At 59.7% G+C, this 18,777-nt stretch carries 23 protein-coding genes; 11 read left to right on the top strand and 12 right to left on the bottom strand.

Features of this window, described 5'->3' with window-relative positions; translation table 11 throughout:
- Positions 1 to 105: 105 nt before the first annotated feature.
- The gene (locus tag AC0L26_RS25285; RefSeq protein ID WP_473635033.1) at positions 106 to 1,215 is read right to left on the bottom strand and encodes a calcium:cation antiporter; all 1,110 of its coding nucleotides are present in this window, start codon (positions 1,213 to 1,215) and stop codon (positions 106 to 108) included.
- A 456-nt stretch (positions 1,216 to 1,671) separates the two neighbouring features.
- On the opposite strand from AC0L26_RS25285, the gene AC0L26_RS25280 reads away from it, so the two are divergent.
- Positions 1,672 to 2,328, top strand: a complete 657-nt coding sequence (locus AC0L26_RS25280) for a TerC family protein (protein WP_473635032.1) — start codon at positions 1,672 to 1,674, stop codon at positions 2,326 to 2,328.
- Positions 2,329 to 2,444: 116 nt separating this feature from the next.
- On the opposite strand, the gene AC0L26_RS25275 is transcribed toward AC0L26_RS25280, so the two are convergent.
- Both AC0L26_RS25275 and AC0L26_RS25270 read right to left on the bottom strand, forming a co-directional pair.
- On the bottom strand, positions 2,445 to 3,584 hold the full coding sequence (locus AC0L26_RS25275) for a site-2 protease family protein (RefSeq protein WP_473635031.1): 1,140 nt from the start codon (positions 3,582 to 3,584) through the stop codon (positions 2,445 to 2,447).
- 70 nt (positions 3,585 to 3,654) lie between these two features.
- Positions 3,655 to 4,107 carry a CBS domain-containing protein gene (locus tag AC0L26_RS25270; RefSeq protein ID WP_473635030.1) on the bottom strand — a complete coding sequence of 151 codons (453 nt, stop codon included), beginning with the start codon at positions 4,105 to 4,107 and terminating at the stop codon, positions 3,655 to 3,657.
- A gap of 274 nt (positions 4,108 to 4,381) precedes the next feature.
- Here AC0L26_RS25270 and AC0L26_RS25265 point away from each other — a divergent pair, with 274 nt between their 5' ends.
- On the top strand, positions 4,382 to 4,792 hold the full coding sequence (locus AC0L26_RS25265; RefSeq protein WP_473635029.1) for a DUF427 domain-containing protein: 411 nt from the start codon (positions 4,382 to 4,384) through the stop codon (positions 4,790 to 4,792).
- Positions 4,793 to 4,845: 53 nt separating this feature from the next.
- On the opposite strand, the gene AC0L26_RS25260 is transcribed toward AC0L26_RS25265, so the two are convergent.
- Positions 4,846 to 5,262: an HD domain-containing protein gene (locus AC0L26_RS25260; protein WP_473635037.1), complete on the bottom strand. Its 417-nt coding sequence runs from the start codon at positions 5,260 to 5,262 to the stop codon at positions 4,846 to 4,848.
- Positions 5,263 to 5,503: 241 nt separating this feature from the next.
- Positions 5,504 to 5,740, bottom strand: coding sequence for a hypothetical protein (locus AC0L26_RS25255; RefSeq protein WP_354493563.1), 237 nt, complete (start codon positions 5,738 to 5,740; stop codon positions 5,504 to 5,506).
- A 252-nt stretch (positions 5,741 to 5,992) separates the two neighbouring features.
- Between AC0L26_RS25255 and AC0L26_RS25250 the strand changes: the two genes are divergently transcribed.
- Positions 5,993 to 6,334 carry a hypothetical protein gene (locus tag AC0L26_RS25250; RefSeq protein ID WP_473635028.1) on the top strand — a complete coding sequence of 114 codons (342 nt, stop codon included), beginning with the start codon at positions 5,993 to 5,995 and terminating at the stop codon, positions 6,332 to 6,334.
- A gap of 61 nt (positions 6,335 to 6,395) precedes the next feature.
- On the opposite strand, the gene AC0L26_RS25245 is transcribed toward AC0L26_RS25250, so the two are convergent.
- Both AC0L26_RS25245 and AC0L26_RS25240 read right to left on the bottom strand, forming a co-directional pair.
- A complete protein-coding gene (locus AC0L26_RS25245; RefSeq protein WP_473635027.1) occupies positions 6,396 to 7,802 on the bottom strand; it encodes a PAS domain S-box protein in 1,407 nt (468 codons plus the stop codon).
- Between the two features lie 174 nt (positions 7,803 to 7,976).
- Positions 7,977 to 8,141 (bottom strand): DUF3309 family protein, encoded by a 165-nt coding sequence (locus tag AC0L26_RS25240; protein WP_095486346.1) that lies wholly within the window; start codon positions 8,139 to 8,141, stop codon positions 7,977 to 7,979.
- A 260-nt stretch (positions 8,142 to 8,401) separates the two neighbouring features.
- On the opposite strand from AC0L26_RS25240, the gene AC0L26_RS25235 reads away from it, so the two are divergent.
- Positions 8,402 to 8,887 (top strand): DUF2267 domain-containing protein, encoded by a 486-nt coding sequence (locus AC0L26_RS25235; RefSeq protein WP_473635026.1) that lies wholly within the window; start codon positions 8,402 to 8,404, stop codon positions 8,885 to 8,887.
- A 122-nt stretch (positions 8,888 to 9,009) separates the two neighbouring features.
- Here AC0L26_RS25235 and AC0L26_RS25230 read toward each other — a convergent pair whose 3' ends face one another.
- On the bottom strand, positions 9,010 to 9,231 hold the full coding sequence (locus tag AC0L26_RS25230) for a hypothetical protein (RefSeq protein ID WP_352929410.1): 222 nt from the start codon (positions 9,229 to 9,231) through the stop codon (positions 9,010 to 9,012).
- 7 nt (positions 9,232 to 9,238) lie between these two features.
- Positions 9,239 to 9,421, bottom strand: coding sequence for a hypothetical protein (locus AC0L26_RS25225; protein WP_352929408.1), 183 nt, complete (start codon positions 9,419 to 9,421; stop codon positions 9,239 to 9,241).
- Positions 9,422 to 9,592: 171 nt separating this feature from the next.
- On the opposite strand from AC0L26_RS25225, the gene AC0L26_RS25220 reads away from it, so the two are divergent.
- Both AC0L26_RS25220 and AC0L26_RS25215 read left to right on the top strand, forming a co-directional pair.
- Positions 9,593 to 10,024 carry a hypothetical protein gene (locus AC0L26_RS25220; protein WP_473635025.1) on the top strand — a complete coding sequence of 144 codons (432 nt, stop codon included), beginning with the start codon at positions 9,593 to 9,595 and terminating at the stop codon, positions 10,022 to 10,024.
- Positions 10,025 to 10,415: 391 nt separating this feature from the next.
- Positions 10,416 to 10,877, top strand: coding sequence for a YbhB/YbcL family Raf kinase inhibitor-like protein (locus AC0L26_RS25215; protein WP_473635024.1), 462 nt, complete (start codon positions 10,416 to 10,418; stop codon positions 10,875 to 10,877).
- Between the two features lie 109 nt (positions 10,878 to 10,986).
- Here the strand turns inward: AC0L26_RS25215 and AC0L26_RS25210 are convergent, their stop codons facing one another.
- Complete coding sequence (locus tag AC0L26_RS25210; protein WP_473635023.1) at positions 10,987 to 11,913, bottom strand: NADP-dependent oxidoreductase; 927 nt, start codon at positions 11,911 to 11,913, stop codon at positions 10,987 to 10,989.
- 244 nt (positions 11,914 to 12,157) lie between these two features.
- Here AC0L26_RS25210 and AC0L26_RS25205 point away from each other — a divergent pair, with 244 nt between their 5' ends.
- From AC0L26_RS25205 to AC0L26_RS25190, 4 genes are all read left to right on the top strand, one after another.
- Complete coding sequence (locus AC0L26_RS25205; protein ID WP_352929400.1) at positions 12,158 to 12,364, top strand: sugar phosphorylase; 207 nt, start codon at positions 12,158 to 12,160, stop codon at positions 12,362 to 12,364.
- A 61-nt stretch (positions 12,365 to 12,425) separates the two neighbouring features.
- Positions 12,426 to 13,826, top strand: coding sequence for a Do family serine endopeptidase (locus AC0L26_RS25200; protein WP_473635022.1), 1,401 nt, complete (start codon positions 12,426 to 12,428; stop codon positions 13,824 to 13,826).
- A gap of 159 nt (positions 13,827 to 13,985) precedes the next feature.
- Positions 13,986 to 14,423, top strand: a complete 438-nt coding sequence (locus AC0L26_RS25195; RefSeq protein ID WP_473635021.1) for a DUF2267 domain-containing protein — start codon at positions 13,986 to 13,988, stop codon at positions 14,421 to 14,423.
- Positions 14,424 to 14,479: 56 nt separating this feature from the next.
- Entirely contained in the window at positions 14,480 to 14,944 is a 465-nt protein-coding gene (locus tag AC0L26_RS25190) for a YbhB/YbcL family Raf kinase inhibitor-like protein (protein ID WP_473635020.1), read from the top strand.
- A gap of 27 nt (positions 14,945 to 14,971) precedes the next feature.
- On the opposite strand, the gene AC0L26_RS25185 is transcribed toward AC0L26_RS25190, so the two are convergent.
- Both AC0L26_RS25185 and AC0L26_RS25180 read right to left on the bottom strand, forming a co-directional pair.
- Complete coding sequence (locus tag AC0L26_RS25185) at positions 14,972 to 16,447, bottom strand: FAD-dependent oxidoreductase (protein WP_473635019.1); 1,476 nt, start codon at positions 16,445 to 16,447, stop codon at positions 14,972 to 14,974.
- Positions 16,448 to 16,529: 82 nt separating this feature from the next.
- Positions 16,530 to 17,441, bottom strand: a complete 912-nt coding sequence (locus AC0L26_RS25180) for a hypothetical protein (RefSeq protein ID WP_473635018.1) — start codon at positions 17,439 to 17,441, stop codon at positions 16,530 to 16,532.
- A gap of 438 nt (positions 17,442 to 17,879) precedes the next feature.
- On the opposite strand from AC0L26_RS25180, the gene AC0L26_RS25175 reads away from it, so the two are divergent.
- Positions 17,880 to 18,524 carry a hypothetical protein gene (locus AC0L26_RS25175; protein ID WP_473635017.1) on the top strand — a complete coding sequence of 215 codons (645 nt, stop codon included), beginning with the start codon at positions 17,880 to 17,882 and terminating at the stop codon, positions 18,522 to 18,524.
- Positions 18,525 to 18,777 lie beyond the last annotated feature (253 nt).

The following is an 18,777-nucleotide window of genomic DNA, read 5'->3' as shown; positions in this document are numbered from 1 at the left end:
CCACTATCGACCCCGACGAATGCGACAATTACTTTGCGAACGCAGGCTACGCTTCCGTTAAAACGTGAAAGACTCTAGTCACGAGGACGGTTGGTGATTGCGATCCTACGGCACGAAGATAAGAAACAGATAGGCGACGAACACGACCAGATGAACAAGCCCTGTCAGCATCGTTGTTCGGCCCGTCCCAAAGCTCACGATGCTGATGGCAAGCGCGAGGATGAGAAGTACGGTATCCCCCGGACCCAGGCCAAGCATCAGGCTTCGTCCTGTGAGTAGGCTCGCCGCACCGATCGCCGGGATCGTCAGGCCGATCGTAGCGCAAGCTGAGCCGAGGGCGACATTCAGTCCTCGCTGAAGCTCGTTATTGAGTGCGGCCCGAACCGCTGATAGCGCCTCCGGCATAAGGACCAGCGCTGCGACGAAGAAACCCACGATTGCGTCCGCCTGCGTAACGTGAAGAGCCGCGAGCCCGTCTTCAATGCTGCCGGCCACCTGCTCGGTCAGAAGAACGATCCCTGCCAGCCCGACAAATAACAGGAGCACGTGCGCGGTCACTCTCCCGCCCTCGGGGACATGCTCCTGATGTTGGGCGCCGGATGTCAGATCTTCGATAAAATCGCCCCGTTGGCGCACCATCTGTGCAAAGACGAACGAACCATAGAGGAGAACTGAAAGGACGCTCACGAATGCGAGTTGCGATGCGGAGAACGCACCGGGGCTTGTGGCAAGCGTGTAGTTTGGAAGGATCAGCACAAGAACCGTCAGCGCCATGATGACGGCAAGGGAAGCGTTGGTGCCCTGTCGTTTGATGTCCTGATATCGATGCTTCAGCCCACCCAGGGTGAGGCAGACCCCGACGACACCAGTGCACACGATCATGACCGTCGAAAATACGGACTCCCGGGCCAGCGTCGGGTTGTTCTCGCCGTGCAGCATCATCGAAACGATGACCGATGCCTCGATCGCCGTGACCGAAAATGTCAGCAGCAGCGTGCCGTAGGGTTCACCGAGCCGCCGTGCGACGGCTTCTGCATGATGCAAAACCACAAACACGGTCGCGAAGATGAAGATTGCGACTACGATCAAAGCCAGGACCTTGATCGAAAGCAGCGAATGCTCGATCGGCGCGCCGCCGAAATGAATTAGTGCGGCAAGGCCCAAGGAGCCGATTGGGAACAGATATTGGCCGATCTGTCGTCGATGAACAGCCAAGCCGGATTTCCTTCATCGCATCGGCGGTCGCAGATCACAAAGACCGATCGAACTCCATGATATCAGTCTACTTGCGAGTACCGGTTCGTTCAATGGCCGCGCGACGCCAAGTGCCTGCTTCCCTGGCGCCGGCGGGATAGGAGGTTGGGTCTTCGATGCGCGGTGCGCTCAAACCGGTAGCATACCGCCGGCTGAGCTTGAGGGTGGTATCGCATAGACCGGGTCACATTTAGGCCTTGAGTTTTCGCGTTTGCGGCAATAGCTAGGTGCTACCAGGCCGGGCCCCTCTGGCAGTCCATCGGGACTGTGATGTCGGACTGGAATTCCAATCCGGGTGGCCTGGCTTTGAGATTTCTCCAGCTGTAGCGGCATTCTCCTGTCATACGCGGTGTCCGCGTTGCTCTACGGTTATGCTCGCAAGCCGCGTCACCCCCTAGCTGAACGCAAGGGTGCCGTATGACAGAATTTTTTAGTCCTGAAGCAATGACCGCTCTCCTGCAGGTCATCATGATCGACTTGGTGCTGGCCGGCGACAACGCCATTATTATCGGCCTTGCCGCGGCCGGGTTACCCAAAGACCAGCGCAGAAATGCGATCGTTATTGGCATAGCCGCGGCGGCGGTTCTACGCATCGGCTTTGCGGCCGCGACAACTCAGCTCCTGCAGATCGTCGGCTTGCTGTTGGCCGGTGGCGTGTTGCTGTTGTGGGTATGCTGGAAGATGTGGCGCGAACTCCGGCAAGACCATTCGCAGGAAATGCAGGCGATCGAAGCGCTTTCGGAAAGTGACGTCGACTACGACGGCACCGTAGCTGGCAAAGCTTCACGCAAGACCCTGGCGCAGGCTACGTGGCAGATCATCATCGCCGATGTCTCCATGTCACTCGACAATGTTCTGGCGGTAGCGGGTGCTGCGCGCGAACATCCGAACGTATTGATCTTCGGCCTTGTCCTTTCGGTCGCGCTGATGGGCATTGCCGCAAACTTCATTGCCAATCTGCTTCAGAAGCATCGCTGGATAGCCTATGTAGGTCTGGTGGTGATCCTCTACGTGGCTGGCGACATGATCTATCGCGGTACGCTTGAACTCCTGCCTCACGTCGGCGGCTCTTAGACGCAAACGATAGATCGGCCGGAACGACGTCGTTCCGGCCGACGTCTCCCAAGGTTATGCGAACCGAGGCAGCCCGGAACCGACGGGTTCCACCCTCGGCTCGTTCTCCTACGATTTTAGAGAGCGCTGGCGTGATCCGGCCGCGGCTTGCCTCCGCGCAAACGGCCAAATCGGAAAGCATCTGAAACGGCCGAGCGGACCATAAGCATCTCGCCTATGGTCTCGTGCGTCATCAGCCCGACCAGCCGATCGGCATTGTCGACGACGGCAACAGCAGGCACATCCGCCTTCTGCATGAGGCGCAGGCATTCCTCCAGACTTTTGCGATGATGTATTTTCGGGATGTCATTCCGCATTGCGCCCGCGGCCGGTGCAGCGGGTCCCTTCTCTTTCAACGTCCGGATCATGTCGTCGCGTGTCACCAACCCTTCAAGATGACCGGCGGAGTCAACGACAGGGAATTCGTGCTGCGTGGTGGCGAGCAGCATCTCGATTGCCTCGTCGAGCGTCGCCGACCGTTCCAGTCGGGCGAACTTGGTGATCATCACGTCCCCGACAAGAACGCTTGTGGCGACCTCTCGGATCTGTGCGTTCTGCGCTTCTGCTGCCGCGGCGAGATAGACGAAGATACCGATGAAGATCAGCAGCGGATTGTAGAACAGCCCAATGAACCCAAAGACGAAGGCTAACCCTTGGCCGATCGTGGCGGCAATCTGAGTTGCGCGCGACCAGGAAAGGCGGGCGGCGAGGGCGGCGCGCAGGATGCGGCCGCCGTCCATCGGGAAGGCAGGGATCATGTTGAAAAGGACCAAGAAGATGTTGACCCCTGCAAGTCTGGCAAGAAAATTGGTACGCGGGTCCTCAATCCCGGCCATCTGTTCGACACCCGTCGACCCACCGAGCAAGGCAAAGATCAGCGCCGCGATCGCGACATTGACCAGCGGCCCCGCGATCGCGATCACGAACTCCTGCCCCGGCTCTTCCGGCATGCGTTCCAGCCTGGCCACGCCGCCGATCGGGAAAAGCGTAATGTCCGGCGTGCTGATGCCGAAGCGCCGTGCGGCGGCGATATGGCCGAACTCATGCAGGACCACGCAGGCAAAGACAGCAATTATGAAGGCAACGCCTTCCCAAGCCGCTGGCGTGCCGCCGATGCGATAGTGGGTTAGCCAAATCCAGACGAGCAGAAGCAGGAAAGTGAAGTGAACGCGCACGGTCGTGCCTGCGATCGTCCCGAGGTTCAGCGACCAACCCACATCTATCCACTCCGAGAGGCCCCGCCTTCACCATAGGCTTTGGCAAGGCGCTTGCAATCATTCGAGAACATCAGACGCTGGCACCGACGTGTCTGGTTTGTGAGTGCTCGCCGCCCGGCTTCGAGATGCCGCTTAAAGCTTCTCCCGCTTCTGCCGCTTCGCCATTCGTCGCGAGATCGCCAAGCGAGATGATCCCGACGAGCCTCTTGTCGCGGTTCAGAACCGGAAGCCGACGTACCTGCAGGTCGCCCATGTTCTCAAGTACATGCTCGACGTCTTCGTCATCGAAGCAATATTTGACGTCCGGGCTCATGACATCGCCCATCTTGGCGTCAGGCCCCTTACCCAATGCTACGCCGCGGATCGCGATATCACGATCGGTGATCATTCCGACCAACCGGTCGTGGTCGCCCACGGGCATCACGCCGGCGTCGAGCCTACCCATGATCTGCGCTACTTCGCGAATGGACTGTTCGGGGGTCGCGACCTGGACATTCCTCGTCATGCAGTTGCCGACTTTCATGGCAATCTCCCTTCTACTTGCGAAGCCCGCCGCCGATTCGGTGTTGATGATTCATGCAACGAACTCTTCGGCGATAACGTTCCCTGGATCCCAGTGGTCCCCGGAGGTTTTTCATCCGTCGCGGCAAAGGCATGAAGGCAGCCATCGCTGCGCCTCCGTTTGGTAGTGGCGGGCGCGCGCCAGTGCATTTGTCGAAACGCAAAGCCCGGCCAAACTGGAACCCGACGGGCGATGCGGCGTTTGGTGGGGACGGCGCAGCCAACGGAGAAGTCGAATGCAGCCCTCAGCCGCAAATTCCGCCCGCCATCCCAGCGCGCTTACGATTAGCCCGTTCAATGGAACCGTGACGGTCAGGTTCTCCGACGCGATTATTGCCTCCACCGAACGGGCAAAGGTAGTTTACGAAGAAGGGCATGACCCTGTCTTCTATATCCCTTTCGAGGATATCTATTTCGAGCTTCTGGAGAAGACGAACACCACAACGCGCTGCCCGTTGAAGGGAACGGCGAGCTACTGGCGGGTGCAGGCGGTCGGCGGAGCGGCTGACGATTTCATGTGGGCCTATGAGACGCCCGATACCCCGGCACTGGCCATCGCCCGCCATGGCGCCTTCGATCCTGACAAGGCGCGGATAGATGCCGATCCTGCCGAGGATAAGCGGCATACACCCCACACTCCCGAGTAGAGGGCGCTTCGTTTCCACATCGGCCATCACGCCATGGGCGAAGATCTTTACCGTCAGTCGGCGAATTCTTCGTCGAGTATACGCAGGCCGTCTTCATATTTCGATGTCGAGGTGCCAACCTGCCGTGCCTGCCGCAGATTGTCAGCGAGATCTGCGCGCTTGACCGGCAGCGCCAATCGATTGGCTGCTGCTCTACGCACGAAAGCGAAGTCGTCCTCGTCCGGCCTGCGGGTCATAGCATCCACTGCCGACACGATGGATGTCCCAAAACCAGCCGCCTCAAGCCGATCGCGGTTCCAATCGTCGCTTTTCTCAATAACGTCGTGAAGGTAGGCAACGACCTTCTGGTCGAGCGTTTCGACGGCGTCGACGATCCGGCGACAATGCTCGATGTAGGGCCGACCGGTTTTGTCTGTCTGCCCGGCATGAGCTTGTTCGGCGATTTTTGCCGCGCGGTACAGGAAGCTCACTAGCTCGATCCCCGTGTGAAGACGCATTCCGTGTTGCTTTGATGTACCACCTGCCTCAAGCGCGTGGCATCGAAGCTCGTGTCACCGAACGCGCGACGATTGCCTGAAGTTCCCGAGCGCGGGCAAGGCTCCGATAGACTTTACCGAAGCATCTTCAGCTTCGCGCTGGAGACGGCCTTATGCCGCCGATTCTCGGGAAACCAGGAGTTGCTGGCCACGCCGACGCGCGGTGTTCGAGGGCCTAGTCGCCGGACCCTCCATCGACAATCCCGGAACTGGGCAGAATTCCAAAATCCTGTGACTTGGCACCTTGTGCTGCCGTCAGGAACCCGTCTGCATGAAGACCGCGCCGTAACAACTCTCTCACCGCCGCCGACCGGCTTGGCATGCGCCTTTCGAAGCGCCAGTTTTCCAATGCGGCCAATTCGTCAGCAGTTAGCATGATCTGCAGTCGTTCGGGTCTTTCCAGGTCGGCCATTTTTCCCTCCAGCCGCTCAAAGTTAGTATTTGTCTAAGAATTAGGAAAAGTCTGTTCGACCGTCAAGATAGGGTCATAGGCTATTGGCGTGAAAGGCTGACAGTTACTACGAGGCGTCGTTTGCGCAGTTCGCGTGGTATACTAAATTATTGATTTTACACAGTAATTTCGTGGATTTCCCTTGCCAGTCGGGTCGATATGGCACATGCTTATTAGCGAGGGACAAACCGCTCCTGAAAGAGAGGGTTTTCCATGAGATACCGTTATTCGGCCCGTTTGTGTCACGATGTTGAACTGCAAGTTCGGGCGGCCGCCCGCTGCGAGAGGATCGTCAATGTCACCGCGGTGGCCGAGGCGGTGCGACGACGAAACCTTGCAGAAAACGTTGCGCTTGAAGATATCGAATGCCTGGTGCTGCAAGCGGCCCAGTTCTGCGGGGCGGCCATGGAATTCGATAGCCTCACAGTTCTTGAATCACATAGCGTCCATCGGCACCCAGTGAATTACGATGCTCTGCCTGGCAGCGGCGGCTTCGATGTTCTGGAGGACAGGACTGTTTCGCTCTATCATCGGCAGCCGGACCGAACGCAATAGGTCCGCCCGAGCATCAGCACAGTCGGTCGGAGGGGGAAGGGCTCAGCTTCACGGGCGTTTTTCAAACGGCCGCGTCATCCGCCACTGACGTCTGGACGAAGGGCAGCGGCGCCTCGAGCATCCAAGTAACGCCTTGCTCATGGAATTCCAGCCGTCCGCTGCCGCTGAGTGCCTGCGGCGCCACCCGCTCGAGGACGACGGATCCGAAACCGCGCCTTCTGACCGCGTCCAGGATCGGCCCGTCCAATTCGCGCCAGGCCAGTCGAAAGGTACCGGCACCGTCGCCGGCAGGGATCACATTCCAATCGATTTCGACGCGCCCGTTGCTGCAGGACAGCGCTCCATGTTTTGCCGAATTGGTGGCGAGTTCGTGAAAGGCTATGCCGAGATACTGCACGGCGTTCGGCTGCAGCATCACCTTTGGCCCCGCCATCGACACGCGCGACTGCACTGCGAAGGCCTTGAGCTGTGCCTGGATGAGCTCGTCGACCGCCGCGCCTCGCCACTCGGCATTGACCAGGAGATCATGGGATTCCGAAAGCGCCGTGATACGCTCCCGAACCTGCCCGAGGAAAGCCTCGGGCGTGCTCGTCAGTTTGCTGGTCTCGCGGATCATCGAGATGATCACCGAGAACTGGTTCTTCACTCGATGGTTGACCTCGCGCATGAGCAGACGGATGCGCCGTTCGTTCTCCTTATGGGGACTGATGTCGCGCGCGATCTTGGAGGCGCCGACCACCCGCCCTATGGCGTCGCGGATCGGCGAAACGGTGAGCGATACCGAAACGAGCGTTCCGTCCTTGCGCAGGCGCATCGTCTCATAGGAGGGGATGCGTTCTCCGGCGCGAATGCGGCGGATGATCGAGACTTCCTCGTCGAGGCGGTCGGGTGGAATGAGCATCGTCACCGGTCGGCCGATCGCCTCGGCAGGCGCGTAGCCGAACAAGCGTTCTGCCGCTTCGTTCCAACTAGTGATGATGCCGCTCATGTCCTTCGAGACGATGGCGTCCATCGACGACTCGACGATGGCGGCAAGACGCATGCGGGCTTCATCGCCCAGCGTCTCCGTGCGCAGATCGAGCAGCGTATTGATGGCACCCACGACGTTGCCGGCTTCGTCGCGAAGCAGGCGTGGGTGAGCCCTGAACGGAACGAGTTCGCCGTCCGGCCGCTCCGCAATCGCCTGGTCCCATGAGACGTCCCGTCTTTCGCGCAGCGCCACGGCCATCGGACACTCGCCATGCGCCATATCCCGACCGTCCAGATAACGAAGCTTCCACGAGCCGCACCATAGGTCCCGTCCGATAACCGGACGATGGCCCCAGAGCTCAGCGGCGGCTTCGTTGAAAAAGGTGATACGTCCCTGTTCGTCGACGGTGTAGACGGCGACGGGCAGTGCCTGCATCAGATCGGCAGAAGGCAGGCCCGGAACTCCGAGGCCGACATCGGCTTGTTCGACGAAGTTCACTTATGTGCCATTCCAGTGGATTTCAGCAGCGGCTACAATGCACTTGGGTAATTTCGGTTCCCTTTTGCGACTATCACGTCTCCCGTTTTGGCGCCAGCCGTAGGCATATTCGCCAGCCGTATTCCTAGGCCACAAGGAACACGCGGGCAAATTGTCGGTCTGATCGTGCGTGCCCTAAATGCGTCCGAGAAGGACCAGAATAATGACGATGAGCAGCACGAGACCGAGCCCGCCGCCGCCATAATAACCAGTGCCATAGAACGGCCCACCACCCAGACCGCTGAATCCGCCAAGCAAGGCAAGGATCAAGATGATGATGAGTATGGTTCCGAGACTCATAATGGTCCTCCTTGCGCTGCCGCGCCATTTAAAGGGCACGTCCATGCGCATGTTGATGATGGTATGAACTCCCAGAAGGGCTTCCTGTTCCACCGGAAGTAGTATCGTTACGGTTCGTTCAGCCGGAGAACGGTAGGTTCACGAGAAGTTTCGACGGTCGGTCAAGAAGCAACAGTTGCGGAATTTGGACCTGCAAGGGAACTCATGCCGACGTAATCCGTTCACGAGTGACTGTGCGCAATAACCGGGAGGACGGTAAAGTGAGCGCAACAGGCCTCGACGTCTTCGACAAGACGCTTGATACAACCAACATCTGGCTCAATGACCTGATGGACGAGCTAGGCCCGGATAGGCAGCTCTCCTGGAATGTCTTGTCGACAGTCCTTCAGATGTTGCGGGACCGGCTGCCATTGGGGCTAGCGGCGCATCTAGGCGCCGAGCTGCCGGTTTTGGTGCGTGGCGCCTATTATGATCGGTTCGAGCCGGCAAGGCAGCCGAGCGACTGGGACTGGGACGAGTTTGTCATCGAAGTCACCGATCGCCTGTCCGATGCACGGCTTCTCGATGCCAGCGAAGCGGTGCGTTCCGTCTTTGCCACGCTGTCGCGGCATATATCGCGTGGTCAGGTCGCGAAGGTCCAAGCCACTTTACCGGAAAAACTGCGCACCATGTGGCGCTCGGCCGAACAACAGGTCATTCCACCGGATCAAAGCGCTGCCCAGCCCACCGCGCCGCCCTTGGTATAACGGGTTGAGACGGTGCGGCCGACCGCGCGCCGTGTTGCAGCAGACGGCCCGATGTTTGCGCCTCGCATTTCAGCAAAAATGCCAGACGCACGCCTCAATTAAGATGTGAAGAAAAGAACCATTCACTTCCCTTTGTGGGCAGGTCGAGTGCCGCCACCTTTCTTTTCGGGATCATGAGTATGATGGCTGTCGCGTTCGCCTCCGCCACCCGAGATCTTGCTTTGGCTGCGCTGATCGGAATCGGCTGGCGGCTTTTCTATCACCAACGGCTCCTTGGCGTTTTCGTGCGATGCGCCAGGACCGCCATGGCGGATGCTGGCAGGGGTCTTTTTCGACGTGGACATGTATCACCTAACGGTCCTGCTGGTGGCCTTGGTGGGTCGTGTTGACCTTCACATTGCCTTGCTGGCCCTGTTTGTCGGGATTCGGTGCGGAATGGCCGTGCGGCGTCTGGTCGACAGGAACCGACTTCTTATCGCCGGGACCCTTCGGACTCTGGTTTTCTGCCGGAACGGGTGGTGGCTTTGTGCTCATGACACTCCTCCTTCCAGTAGCCAAACAAGCAGGCCCCGAGAAGGTTCCTGATACGAACCCATGCCGGGAGGCAAATTCCTCACATTGCCAAATACGGCCTTGTCGGCGCGCTGCAGCGCAATAATCTTCTGTGAGGGCGTGGGCGCTTCGACCTATCGAAAGGAGCCGACCATGAAACACCAAACACTCGACCAACTGCAGACAATTGCAAAAGTTGAGCCCTCGGCGACATACCCGACCATGACTCGGACGCAGCGGATCGAGCGTTGGGCAGAACTTCTCGAACAAAATCCACGGCGCTGCCTCGGAGCGCTTTCAGGCACCGAATATCTCAGCCCTGAAGCCCGTGCCGTAGCGCGTGGCGCGGGCTCGCCGATCACCGTTGCCTACGAGGATCCGGTGCTGCGCGCCATAGGTCTGAAAGATGATACCTATGGTGAGGCAAAGCGCTTCTTCGAATTAAGTGACCGGCAGTTGCACAACATCGTCTGTCACTGCCACGTTGGCGCTACGATGCAAGCGCGCTGGGCTGCCGCCAGGGTTCGCCGGACAACTACCGGGAACAGAATTCTGGCTTGGCTGAGGGCAAGATTTGTGCATTGAGCTTCGCAGAACGGTGACGAGACAAGGTCTTGATCGTACTCGTGCGTGCTTGCCCGTTAAATGCCGGTGACCTCGCCGGCAACGCAGTCGATAGGGGCCGACGCCCTGCTTCCAGAGCGGTCGGGTGAATACCTCCTGCTCGCCCGGTCGCGCTTCTTGTCGGCGAGCATATAACGATCATAAAGAGAGGCGGAGCGGACCATGTAGAGGGCGACCGGAAGAAGCCCGTTTCAGGTAACGGGGCCGCGCCCATACCTTAGCGTCACATGTTGTCGTTCTCGGAGAAACAGGAGGAACAATAGCCGGTTGTGGTGGTTGGGACCGCTGGAGTGAAGCCGCGGTGCGTGCGCCCGAAGCCTCCATTTCGACCGACCCAGCATGGAGAAAAGTGATGGCGTTCACTTTGACAAGTCCCGCCTTTCGGAGCGGCCAGCCCATTCCGGACCGTCATGCCCGGCGCGGCGATAATCTCTCCCCGTTTCTGGAATGGAGCGATCCGCCGCCGGGCACGCGCAGCTACGTGCTCGTCATGGAAGATGCGGATGCACCGTCACAGGCGTCCCGGCATTGGGCGGTCTATGACATCGGCGGTGAGCGGCGTCATTTAGCCGAGGGACGGAGCTCCAAAGCGCGAACCGAGGATTTGCCTCACGGCTTCAACGATTTCGGCAATCTTCACTATGACGGACCCGACCAGCACCCCGGCGACAAACCTCACACCTATCGCTTCAGGCTTGCGGCCCTTGGCGTTGCCAACCTTCCTATCGGCCCTGAACCCGATGCCCTGATAGTCTGGCAGGCTGCCCGCGAAAACATGCTGGGTGAGGCCGAATTAATATGCACTTACGAATAATCAGTGCCAAACAGATCCATTCTTCTGCTCGTAGTCACTGAATAGTCCGCATTCGTTTACGAGCTCGGCGGCGGTTTCGAACATTCCGGGAAATTCGAGCGTTCCGGCCTCAGGCGACCACCTGAAGCACGATCTTTCCGCGCGTATGCTCGCTCTCCAGCCGCTCTTCAGCCTTGGCGACCTCCTCCAGAGGATAAGTTGCCTGCACGAACGGCGTTATCTTGCCGTCATCGATGAGGCCGCTGATCCTCGCAAGCTGCGCCGCATTCGGCTCAGCCATGTAGGAGACCGCACGCGCCTGATGCAGGCGTGCCTGTTCCGCCGAGGGCTCCGAAAGGGTGGAAACAATTGTTCCGCCGGGCTTCAGCACGTTCCAGGAGCGGTCCTGTGTGTCGCCCGCCACCAGATCAAAAACCATGTCGATGTCTCCGACCTCGTCCTCGAAGCGCTGGTTCTTGTAATCGACTGCCTGGTCGGCCCCAAGCTCACGGACGAAATCGAAATCCTCGGCAGCAACAGTCGTCGCGACAAATGCGCCCGCAGCCTTGGCAAACTGGATCGCCAGATGACCGACGCCGCCGGCGCCGCCATGGATGAGAACCCGCTGCCCGGACTTGAGGTCACCATGGTCGAAAAGGCCTTGCCACGCGGTGATGCCGGCAAGCGGCACGGCGGCGGCTTGCACGTGGCTAAGACGTTCCGGTTTTGCGGCAGCCTCCGTCGCCTTGACCACGACGTATTCGGCATTGCCGCCCCGGCCGTGGCCAAGCATGGCAAACATCGGATCACCCTTCTTCAACGTATGAGCCCGCGTGCCGCACAATTCCACCACGCCCGACACATCGCGGCCGAGCGTAACGGGCAGATCCCCGCCCACCGAACCCTCACGGGTCTTGTAGTCGACTGGATTGACGCTTGCTGCGCAGATCTTAAGCGTGACCTCGTCGTCACGGGGTTGAGGCACGGGAACCTCGTCCAGCGAAAGGACCTCTGGCCCGCCAAAAGTATGAATTCGAACTGCTTTCATGGTCGCCATGGGTATCCTCCTGGTTTCGAGGTCCAGTGCAGGAGATTCTTTCAATCCAATCCACTTCGCTGGCTGGAGGTTCCAATGAATCGACGGGCGGCCATTCGACGATTGTTCTCTCGGGACCTATGAGAAATCTTGCGCCGGGATATCCTGTGACGCCCGCAAAATCTCATCAAGGAACCTTTCTCGGGGGACATGGTTGGAGGGTGTGGCCGAAAGAATCCGGCCCGCCGTGCCAGGGAGGTTCGCGATGAGGCTTCGCGAGTTGATGAACCAGGTGAAGGATCTGCCACCGGAAACACTGGTCTGTGCCGCCGAGACCGACGAGGCCTTCGCAGTCAACATTGCGGGCGTCGAAACGGTAGAAAGTGCCCGAGTAGAAAGCCACAAACCAGACGGCACCGAAGCTGTCGAACTCGCCAACGGCAACGAGAAGGTTGTCGTAATCCGCTGGTGAGCCGCTGCCCCTGCTGGAGCCGTCGCATGTTTATCACTGAACGCTGGAGGAGCCGCAGACCATGTTTCCGGTTTTGAATAAAAGACTGTGCGCCGGCCTGATCGCCGGAACTCTGATGCTCTCGGCCGGCGGGTTTGCTCCGCTCGCAGCCCAGGAAATCCCAAACGACTTCACGGCGATCGTGCGCGAGAAAATTCCGGCCGTGGTCGCAATAACGACCCGACAGATCATCCAGGACCAGGCGACGCTGGACGACTTTCTTAGTCCTTTCGGTGGCCGCGGCCTGGGACAGGCTCAACCACGGGTGCGAGAGGCTCTTGGCTCCGGCTTTGTCATCAGCCCCGATGGGTACATCGTCACCAACAACCATGTCGTTGCCGATGCAAGCGAAATCCATGTCGTATTCTCCGACAAGGAGACCTTGCCTGCGCGGCTCGTCGGCCGGGATCCGGCAACCGACCTCGCGGTGCTGAAGATCGACCCACGGCCCAATATGACAACGACCGCCTGGGGTGACTCCGATGCAGTACAACCCGGCGCATGGACGATCGCCATCGGCAGTCCGTTCGGGCTCGGTGGAACCGTCACCGTCGGCGTGCTTTCGGCCCGTTCGCGAGACATCAATGCCGGTCCTTACGACGACTTTCTCCAGACCGACGCCTCAATCAATCGCGGCAATTCCGGCGGCCCCCTGTTCAATGCGCGCGGCGAAGTGATCGGGGTCAACACGGCCATCGTATCTCCCACAGGGGGCAGCATAGGGATTGGCTTTGCGGTACCATCCCGCACCGCCCGCAACATCGTCGACCAGTTGATCCGCACGGGCCGGATCGAGCGTGGTTTCATCGGAGTACGTCTCCAGGAGATCACGCCGTCCGTTGCCGAGGCGCTTGGAATACCCGACAGCAAGGGAGCGCTGGTCGCTTCGGTCGAACCCGGCAGTCCGGCAGAGCAGGCAGGTATCTCGGCAGGAGACGTGATTACACGCTTTAACGGCAAGGACATTCAGAGCGTCCACGATCTGACGCTCGCGGCTGCGAGCCAAAAGCCGGGAACAAAAACGACGCTGACAAGGAATCGCGGAGGCAGCCAACAGGAAATAGCTCTGACCATCGGGCAGCGCAACGATGAGGAGCAACAGACCAGCGCCGTTCCAAAGTCGGAAACGGCCGACACGCGTCTTGGATTGTCGCTCAGCCCAATCCCGGATGAGGCGCGCCAGCAGCTCGGACTCCAGCCGGACATTACAGGCGTATTCGTGCAAGAAGTGGCCCCCAACGGCCTCGCCGCTGAAAACGGTATTCAGCCCGGCGATGTGATCGTCTCGGCCAACAACCGGAATGTGACGCAGCCGTCGGACATCCAAGAGGAGTGGGCGAAATCGCGCCAGCAGAACAAGCCCATATTGTTCAGCATCAACAGGCAAGGACAATCGCTTTTCGTTGCCGTGGCCAAATCTTGATGAGTCAAATCTTGACGGCAGCACGTTGAGCGCAGGCTTGGCGGATAGATAACTGCTTCGCGAAAGAGGGCGATTAGGCCTGGGGACGGGAACAACAGCCGACCAAGGCCGTTTCGCCCCATGAGCCATTCAAACAGCTGACAGAAAAAGGAGGCTTCGATGAACGCCACCGGACTCGACGTATTCGACAAGACGCTGCAGACGACGAACATCTGGCTCGACGAGATCATGACCGCGATGGGGCCGGACCGGCAAGTTGCATGGCACGTCCTCGGAGCAGTGCTCCATGCCCTGCGGGACCGTATGCAGCCGGATCTTGCTGCCCACCTAGGCTCGCAGCTGCCGATCCTGGTACGCGGCGTCTACTACGACCAGTATCAGCCTTCCAAGACACCCGAGAAGTTGCGGTCGCTCGACGAGTTTTTGGCCAAGATCAAGGCGGAACTGGAATTCACCCGACCGGTCGATTCCAAGGATGCATTCAGGGTCGTATCCAAGGTGCTTGCCCACCATGTGGAAGAAGGACAGATGCTCAAGGTTTGGGAATCCCTGCCAGGAGAAATCAGGCGCGTCGCGGAAGCTCAGCAAGCGGCGTGAATGGCGCCCGGACTTCGCCAGTCCCGACCGCAACGCTTCTTTGGGAAAATCGAAAAATGCCACTCACCCTTATCAGCCCCGCGTTCCCGCCGGGCGGGGAAATCCCTGAGAGATTTACCCGTGACGGCCAGAACGTCTCGCCGCCGCTGAAGTGGTCAGGTGTCCCGGATGGTACGAAAAGCCTTGTTCTTGTCGTGCAGGATCCTGACGCGCCGAGCGGAACCTTCGGGCACTGGGCGGTTTTCAATATCCCGCCCGATGCCAGCGAACTCGCCGAGGCGCAAGATGGCAAGCCGGGCCCGTCGGCACTGAGGCAAGGCACCAACGATTTCGGCAATGCCTATTACGATGGTCCGCAGCCGCCGGTGGGGCACGGCATCCATCACTATCATTTCCGGCTTGCCGCGCTCGACGTGCCCAGTCTCAGTGTGCCGGGGCAGGCAGGCGTGCAGCTTGTCTGGAACGAAGCTCGCAAGCATGCGCTGGAGCAGACTGAGCTGGTCGGAACCTACGCGCGGTAACGCCGGGCCGTTTCGGCGCCGCCTTTTTTACAGCGCGGCCGGGGCAAGCGGTTTTCGAGCCGGGCCGTGGATTACTGAACCGTCGGTGGCGAAAATCGACCCATGGCAAGGACAATCCCATGTGTTGTCCGCGTTGTTCCAGGTCACTGTGCAACCCTTGTGGGTGCATGTCGCCGAAACGGGGTGGAGTACACCTTCAGTGTCTCTCCACGCCGCGATCTTTTCGTTGTCCCTGACGATCACACCACCCATGCCGGGCGCTATGTCGTCGGGGCTTGAGACAATAGATTGGCTGCGGCCATTCTTGTGAAAGTCCTCGGGATAAGACCGCGCCGGATCATAGAGCTCTTGCCATGGGCTCGGCCGAGCGCAGATCAAATCCGCAATCATCGCGCCAGCGGCGGTTCCGTTGGTGATGCCCCAGGCGTTGAATCCCGTGGCAATGTGAAAACCGGGGGCCTTGTCCGGATCGGGCTCGCCAGCATACGGAACTCTATCGGCCGTATCATAGTCCTCATTACACCAGCGCCACGCAGCCTCCCCAACTGGAAGGTGCATTCTTGCCCATTGTTCCAAGTCGACAAACCGTTTCGCCACGTCGCCATCCTGGCCCGTGTCGAACTTGGGGCCGAGCGTGACCAGCAGCGGGCCTTCGGCATCGCGGCCCGTGCGGATGGAATGGGTCGGATCGTCGATGCCGATGAACATGCCGTCGACAGCAAGAGGGTCATCGATCCGAAACGCCATGGCAGTGTGGCAGCGCGGCTGGGTCCGGTTCGCCATACCGATGGGACTCTTCACTGTCATGTTGGTGGCGACGACCACATACTCGGCGTGAACGGTGCCGCTGTCGGTGACGACGCGCCAGCGGCTTGCCTCGCCAATAGAGATCGCACGACTGTTTTCGAAAATCCGTCCGCCACGAGCCGTAACCGCCTGAGCCAGGCCAACCAGGTACATCGCCGGATTGAACTGCGCCTGGTCGGCAAAACGCAAAGCGGCGGCCGTTTCGAAAGGCAGCGGCGCACGCTCGAGACTATCGGCGCTCAGCCCGACTTGGCGCGCGGCCTCTGCTTCGGCGACGATTTCCGCGCGCCGCCTGGCATCGCAGGTGTAGGCATAGGCGTCCTTGGTCTCGAGATCGCAGGGGACGGCATAGTTGCGAACCCATTCCCGGATTTGGACGGCGCCGGCGGAATTCGCATCGGCGTAAGCTTGCGCCACGTCCCGGCCGAACGTATCGATGAGATGACGATAGATCAGCGCGTGCTGCGTCGTGATCTTGGCCGTCGAGCGACCGGTCACCTGGCCGCCTGTTCGCAGGCCTTCGATGACGATCACCGACCGACCTGCCTCGCAAAGGCGAAGCGCCGTCGTCAGCCCGACAATCCCAGCGCCCACGACAACGGTTTCCGCATGGATCGAGCCCTCGATCGGAGGATAATTCGTAGCGGTGGCGGCAGCCACCCAACAGCTTCCCGGTTTTCCCGAAAGATGGGCCATTTCACCCGCGTCCCTTGCGTTTTCGATGCACTTGTCATCGACAACCCCACCGGCACGAGAACGTTCCCGGAAACTACCGTCTTCAATCGTTGTTGGGCCCTCCGGAGGAAACAAACGCACCGGGAAGACGCGAGGTGCAGGCCATCACCCAGGTGATCGCCTCGCGATCGTATTCGTCACCGGAGCGCCAATCCTCGAAGAAAGCGTTCAGCCTCTCGACACGCTCGGGCCGGACGCCGGCCGCCTGCAAGCCCAGCGACACACCGTAGTTGGTGAAGGCGAATTTCGTATCGCGGAGCCACGGCGCGCGGCTGAAATAGCCCGGCGGATCGACCCACATCGTTTCCAACGTTGCCAGCGAACGTGTCGTCTGCGCCTCCGCCCATGGCTCGGCAGGAAAGAAGTGGGCGAGCCACAGCATCATGCCGAGGCCGAGATCCTGTTCAATGTCGAGGGTGCGCCAATCGCGCTCCATCAGGTCACGCATCTGCGCGATCTCGGGCGCCAGTGCGTCTTCATCGAGCATCCGGTAGGACACGTAGCCATCGTAGGCGTCCATGCTGCCGAGGCCGTAACCGGGATAGGGACTGCGCAAATCCTCCTGCATCTTCCAGACCACCCCGCGGCCGGGGATCACGAAAGCTGGATGAATGTCCCGCGCCAGCGCGATGCCGCGCGCGCGGTATCGCGGCTTCAGATCGCCGAGACGCGCCAGGGCGAACAGCCACATCGCCAGGTAATGGAAATACTGTCCGTCGCGGTCGACCGCTTCGCCGATCCTCAGTCCGCGCCGACGGCCGAGTACACGCTCGACCTCCGCCACCAGCCGCTCAGCCTCATCCAGCCAACGCTCCTCGCCGAGCTCCTTGTAAAGCGAGACATAAAGCACCACCCCAAAAGCGTCGGTCCAGAGATAGCGCGGGCCATTCGGCCAGATGCCTTCGGCGCGCATCCAGTCGAGTTTTCGCACGACATAGTCAACGTCACGCAGCATAGCGGCGATCTAAAGCCCGAATAGAGAAGTATCGGGTGCTCCGGCGTTGGCGTGTTCCGGTCCGAGCGGCGTCCCGACGGGCTATATGCGCGTCGACCATGCGGTTGCGAGCATGCGGCATTTCGAGCATGCTTTGCCTCCGGTCTGCGTCAGATATCGCGAAACGATCTGGTCGGCGGCGGGTTCCTTGGCCGTCGCGATAAGAACAGAAGATGGACGGCATTTCGAGTTCGCTCTGCTCTTCTCATGAAAGCCCGTTCGCTAGACCGGTCGCCTGACTGCGGCCATTGTCGTTGTGCGCCGACTGCCAAAGGGTTCGAGCTACCAGAACGTACCCGCATTCAGCATTCTGGCGATAAACTAATTCGCACCTTGTTCTTCCTCGTAAAATTCACGAAGCATGGATGATCGACTGGCGGATCGATTCGGAGCTTGTCTATGCGCGGACTGCAAGCAGCCCTGGCTGCGGTGATCTTGAGCACCTCAGTCAGTTCTGGACCCGCCGACGACAATTCTCCCTTTATCTATTTTGCGACGCAGGACCCTTTCACGGACGGTGTGCCGACCAAGAATGATATCTACGTCTTTGGTGGCGTCTTTGCGCGCGGGTCCTTCGGGGATGTGATCGACGTCTTTGGTGCCGACTACACCGACAACTATATAGTCGGGGCCGCATATGGTCGCGATCTCGTCGATATAGGCGCTGGTTTCGTTCTCGGTGGCGTCACCGGCGCGGCCATAAGATTTGGCGAGGACGATGATACGTCTGGCGAACTTTGGGCCGGAGCGCGACTTCGCCATCAGGGCCTCGTCATTGGTGATTTGGCGATTGCGCCCGCAGCGACAGCTGGATTCAGTGCTGTTACAGGCCCTACCGAGATCGAGCGCGACCACGAAATCCGTGACGGCGGCGATGCATCGTTCCTCGGCTTCATTGGTGCGGAGCTTTCTTTCAGAGCTAGGCAAGCTCCCAATGTCGAACTTGTCTACCAACTCCACCATAGATCCGGTGCCGATGGCACATTTGGAGATATGAAAGAGGGTTCTAATGCAAACACTCTTGGGATCCGGTATCGTTTCTGACGCCTAGTGCTGCAGACCTGCAGCGCCGGTCACAATCATGCGATATTCTTCAGACTGTCCAGGCGTTCTTCAGCGCGGACCTTGCCGGACACAGCTGGGCGCAATCAATCAACTCGACGGCGGCGGCGTTCATTTCGAGAACCCGAACGGCCATTTTCTCGAGATCATTACCCGTCAATATGGCAGCAGCGGATGAAACCCGTAACCAGGCGGGGACGTTCTCAACGCCGATGACCTGGTGCAGCTGATGCAC

Source organism: Mesorhizobium sp. WSM4823, from assembly GCF_055811195.1.
This window is presented reverse-complemented; position numbering and strand designations above follow the sequence as displayed.

Bases quoted from the DNA above. Each gene is read 5' to 3' on its own strand.
- AC0L26_RS25190 (WP_473635020.1), top strand. From the start codon at position 14,480: ATGCCACTCACCCTTATCAGCCCCGCGTTCCCGCCGGGCGGGGAAATC.
- AC0L26_RS25270 (WP_473635030.1), bottom strand. From the start codon at position 4,107: ATGAAAGTCGGCAACTGCATGACGAGGAATGTCCAGGTCGCGACCCCC.
- AC0L26_RS25215 (WP_473635024.1), top strand. From the start codon at position 10,416: ATGGCGTTCACTTTGACAAGTCCCGCCTTTCGGAGCGGCCAGCCCATT.
- AC0L26_RS25250 (WP_473635028.1), top strand. From the start codon at position 5,993: ATGAGATACCGTTATTCGGCCCGTTTGTGTCACGATGTTGAACTGCAA.
- AC0L26_RS25280 (WP_473635032.1), top strand. From the start codon at position 1,672: ATGACAGAATTTTTTAGTCCTGAAGCAATGACCGCTCTCCTGCAGGTC.
- AC0L26_RS25240 (WP_095486346.1), bottom strand. From the start codon at position 8,141: ATGAGTCTCGGAACCATACTCATCATCATCTTGATCCTTGCCTTGCTT.
- AC0L26_RS25180 (WP_473635018.1), bottom strand. From the start codon at position 17,441: ATGCTGCGTGACGTTGACTATGTCGTGCGAAAACTCGACTGGATGCGC.
- AC0L26_RS25175 (WP_473635017.1), top strand. From the start codon at position 17,880: ATGCGCGGACTGCAAGCAGCCCTGGCTGCGGTGATCTTGAGCACCTCA.
- AC0L26_RS25265 (WP_473635029.1), top strand. From the start codon at position 4,382: ATGCAGCCCTCAGCCGCAAATTCCGCCCGCCATCCCAGCGCGCTTACG.
- AC0L26_RS25230 (WP_352929410.1), bottom strand. From the start codon at position 9,231: ATGTCCACGTCGAAAAAGACCCCTGCCAGCATCCGCCATGGCGGTCCT.
- AC0L26_RS25200 (WP_473635022.1), top strand. From the start codon at position 12,426: ATGTTTCCGGTTTTGAATAAAAGACTGTGCGCCGGCCTGATCGCCGGA.
- AC0L26_RS25195 (WP_473635021.1), top strand. From the start codon at position 13,986: ATGAACGCCACCGGACTCGACGTATTCGACAAGACGCTGCAGACGACG.
- AC0L26_RS25220 (WP_473635025.1), top strand. From the start codon at position 9,593: ATGAAACACCAAACACTCGACCAACTGCAGACAATTGCAAAAGTTGAG.
- AC0L26_RS25225 (WP_352929408.1), bottom strand. From the start codon at position 9,421: ATGAGCACAAAGCCACCACCCGTTCCGGCAGAAAACCAGAGTCCGAAG.
- AC0L26_RS25210 (WP_473635023.1), bottom strand. From the start codon at position 11,913: ATGGCGACCATGAAAGCAGTTCGAATTCATACTTTTGGCGGGCCAGAG.
- AC0L26_RS25185 (WP_473635019.1), bottom strand. From the start codon at position 16,447: ATGGCCCATCTTTCGGGAAAACCGGGAAGCTGTTGGGTGGCTGCCGCC.
- AC0L26_RS25255 (WP_354493563.1), bottom strand. From the start codon at position 5,740: ATGGCCGACCTGGAAAGACCCGAACGACTGCAGATCATGCTAACTGCT.
- AC0L26_RS25205 (WP_352929400.1), top strand. From the start codon at position 12,158: ATGAGGCTTCGCGAGTTGATGAACCAGGTGAAGGATCTGCCACCGGAA.